General features: G+C 42.5%; 3 protein-coding genes. 2 read left to right on the plus strand and 1 reads right to left on the minus strand.

Going from position 1 to position 3,661, the window contains the following annotated elements:
- The first annotated feature begins 197 nt into the window (after window positions 1-197).
- On the plus strand, window positions 198-866 hold the full coding sequence (locus PY364_RS22215) for an L-threonylcarbamoyladenylate synthase (protein WP_275526355.1): 669 nt from the start codon (window positions 198-200) through the stop codon (window positions 864-866).
- Window positions 867-936: 70 nt separating this feature from the next.
- Here PY364_RS22215 and PY364_RS22220 read toward each other — a convergent pair whose 3' ends face one another.
- Window positions 937-1,221: a DUF427 domain-containing protein gene (locus tag PY364_RS22220; RefSeq protein WP_007357275.1), complete on the minus strand. Its 285-nt coding sequence runs from the start codon at window positions 1,219-1,221 to the stop codon at window positions 937-939.
- 98 nt (window positions 1,222-1,319) lie between these two features.
- Between PY364_RS22220 and recQ the strand changes: the two genes are divergently transcribed.
- Window positions 1,320-3,506: a DNA helicase RecQ gene (recQ, locus tag PY364_RS22225; protein WP_275526357.1), complete on the plus strand. Its 2,187-nt coding sequence runs from the start codon at window positions 1,320-1,322 to the stop codon at window positions 3,504-3,506.
- The last annotated feature ends 155 nt before the right edge of the window (window positions 3,507-3,661 follow it).

The following is a 3,661-nucleotide window of genomic DNA, read 5'->3' on the forward strand; positions in this document are numbered from 1 at the left end:
CGGTATGTTACCGCCTAGAAGGCGGCGTTACGTGAGTCTCAAACTAATAGAGATTGCTCTATCCGTCTTGGCGAGTGCTATATCCTGCTAAATTTGATGTGGACTAAAACCCAGAAAAATGTTATCACAACAACTAACAAATAACAACCAACAAATAACAATTAACCACTAACTACTAACAAACAACAAATCAAATAATGGCTGAGATTTATCAAGTACATCCAGAAACACCGCAAAAAGAGAAGATCGAGAAGATTAAAAAAGCCTTGCAAGCCGGGGCTGTCATGCTTTATCCTACTGATACAGTCTACGCGATCGGCTGCGATCTTAATGCTAAGTCGGCAGTGGAACGGGTAAGGCAGATCAAGCATTTATCTAATGATAAACCTTTGACATTCCTATGTCCTTCTCTGTCGAATATTGCTCAATATGCTGTCGTTAGCGATGCTGGCTACCGCACGATCAAACGATTAATTCCAGGGCCTTATACCTTCCTATTGCCAGCAACTAAGTTAGTGCCTCGATTGGTGATGGAACCTAAGCGCAAAACTACAGGTATTCGCGTCCCCGATCAAAAATTTTGCTTAGCACTGTTGGAGGCTTTAGGAAATCCAATTATTTCTACTTCTGCTCATATTACTACTGATGATGAGGGAAAAGCACCCGCAGCAGCATTAGCAACTGAAGAAAACTTTGGCAAGGCAGAATTATTTGATTCTCTGGAAAAGTTGGTGGATATAATTGTTGATGATACCTCGGAAACAGGATATCAGGTTTCTACGATTATCGATTTAACAAAAGATAAGCCTAGTATTGTCAGGCGCGGACTGGGATGGGAGGCGGTAGCTAATTGGGCGGAGGAATAGATAGCTATAAGGTCGAGTATTGAATACGAATTAGAGTGGGAAATTCTTATAGAATTTCCCATTTTAATTGTTAACGCTCTACTTTCACGCCTTTCCAAAAGGCGATATAGCCGGTAATATTTTTAGCTGCTTCTTTTGGGGTGGGATAGTACCATGCAGCGTCTTTGTTGACTTCGCCATTGACTTCGATGCTGTAGTAACTCGCTACTCCTTTCCAACCGCAGGTAGTGTGGGTGCTACTTTCTTTGAAATATTCGCGGTTTATGGTGTCGGGGGGGAAGTAATAGTTATTTTCTACAACTTCGCAAGCGTCGCTTTCGGCTAAGACTGCACCGTTCCAAGTAGCTTTTGGCATGGGTTACTCCAGTTAATTATCTTAGATTTTAGATGATTGCGTCTGTTTGTGCTCTTTTAAGCATAAAATAATGAGGAAGTCAACGACAACTATTGTAAATGTCAGCGCTACTACCGCCAACTTTTACCCAACCGCGATCGCTTGAACAGGCCCTCAAACATTTTTTTGGGTACGATTCTTTTCGCCCTGGACAGCGGGAAATTGTCGAAGCAGCTCTCTCCAAGCGAGATATGCTGATTGTGATGCCTACTGGCGGCGGTAAGTCGCTGTGTTTTCAATTGCCGGCACTGTTGAAACCAGGCTTGACTGTGGTGGTGTCGCCATTGATTGCGCTGATGCAAGACCAGGTGGAATCGCTGAGGGATAATGGGATTGGGGCAACTTTTCTCAATAGCACTCTCTCTTTGATGGAGACGCGATCGCGAGAAACTGCGATTCTAGATGGTAAAATTAAACTGCTTTATGTTGCCCCCGAACGTTTGCTGAGCGAGCGTTTTTTGCCCTTTCTAGACCAGGTAGCCGCGAGTTTGGGGATTTCAGCCTTTGCGATCGATGAGGCTCACTGCGTCTCGGAATGGGGTCACGATTTCCGGCCAGATTATCGGCAAATATTGCAGGTGCGCGATCGCTATCCCCATATTCCGATTATGGCACTAACTGCTACTGCGACCGATCGCGTCCGCCTTGATATTATGCAGCAGTTAGCTCTTAGAGAACCTTATATCCACGTTGCCAGCTTCAACCGTCCTAATTTATATTACGAAGTTCGAGCCAAAACTAAGCAGAGTTTTGCTGAATTATTACAAATAATTGACAAAAATGGCGGCTCAGGAATTATCTATTGTCTCAGCCGCAAAAATGTTGATGAACTTGCCTATAAACTTCAGCAAGTTGGGATTTCTGCTCTACCTTACCATGCAGGCTTAAACGATAGCGATCGCACCAGCAATCAAACCCGTTTTATCAGAGATGACGTTCAGATTATGGTAGCGACAGTTGCCTTTGGCATGGGTATTAATAAACCTGACGTGCGTTTTGTTGTCCATTACAATTTGCCGCGCAATTTAGAAGGATATTATCAAGAATCAGGACGCGCCGGCAGAGATGGAGAACCGGCCCAATGTATTTTATTTCTCGGTTATGGCGATCGCAGAACTATAGAATATTTAATCGAACAAAAACCCGATCCTAAAGAACAAAGAATTGCCACGCAACAGTTCCGCCGAGTTATAGATTACGCTGAAGCTTCCGATTGTCGCCGCACCATTCAATTAAGTTATTTTGGAGAAGAATTTCCGGGAAATTGCAGCCAATGCGATAACTGCCGCAATCAAAAACCCTTAGAAGACTGGACTATTGAGGCGATGAAATTCCTTTCTGGTGTAGCGAGATGCAAAGAAAGATTTGGCATGAATCATATTATTGAAGTGCTGCGAGGTTCTAAAAGTCAAAAGGTTTTACAATACGGACATGACAAACTTTCTACCTATGGAATTGGTAAAGAAAAAAGCGCTGAAGATTGGAAAATGTTAGCGCGATCTCTGCTGCATCAAGGCTTGCTAGATGAAACAACAGATGGCTATCCTGTATTAAAATTAAATGCTAGAAGTTGGGAAGTAATGAAACGTCAGCGGACTGTGGAAATCGCCGTTGTTCGCAAACAGGAAGTACAGGCAGTAACGCGATCTTCAGCAGTAGAAGGAGAGATATTATTTGGGTTATTGCGTACACTTAGAAAACAAATCGCCGATGAGCAATTTGTGCCACCTTATGTGGTATTTCCTGATTCTAGTTTACGGGCAATGGCAGAACAACGCCCCCAAACTTTAAATGAATTTGCAAAAATTTCTGGGGTAGGAACACGCAAGCGAGATAAGTATGGTAAACAGTTTATTGAAGCAATTCGAGAGTATTGTGAAGAACAAGGAATGCCAACGGTATCAACATCTTTAACTGGATCAAATATTCCCAATCAGCCATCTCATACTCAGATGCTAACCTTACAATTACATCAGCAAGGTTTAACTGTGGACGTAATCGCTGAAATGCGGGATATCCGCCCTACTAGAGTTGTGGCTCATTTAGCTGAGTTAATAGAAATGAATCAAGAAATTGATATAAATCAGTTGGTAGATTCCGATAGTCAGCAAGCTATTATTACAGCAATTGAGCTAGTAGGCGATCGTTCTTTAACACCAATTTATCAACTTTTAGGTGAGAAGTATACTTATGATGAAATTAAGTTAGTGCGGGCATGGTTGCGGCGAAATAATCCGTCAAGGTAAGTCTCAAAGCCAATCATTATTACTTAGATTATACTAGGTAAAATAGAAAGTTTTGTAATACAATTAGATTGCAATTACAAAACTATAGCAACCGCTTTCGTCAGTTAGGACAGATATCCGTAACGCCGCCTTCTAGGCGGTTAGGGCACCGCCTA

Source organism: Kamptonema sp. UHCC 0994 (assembly GCF_029167235.1).
Taxonomy (GTDB): Bacteria; Cyanobacteriota; Cyanobacteriia; order Cyanobacteriales; family Microcoleaceae; genus Kamptonema.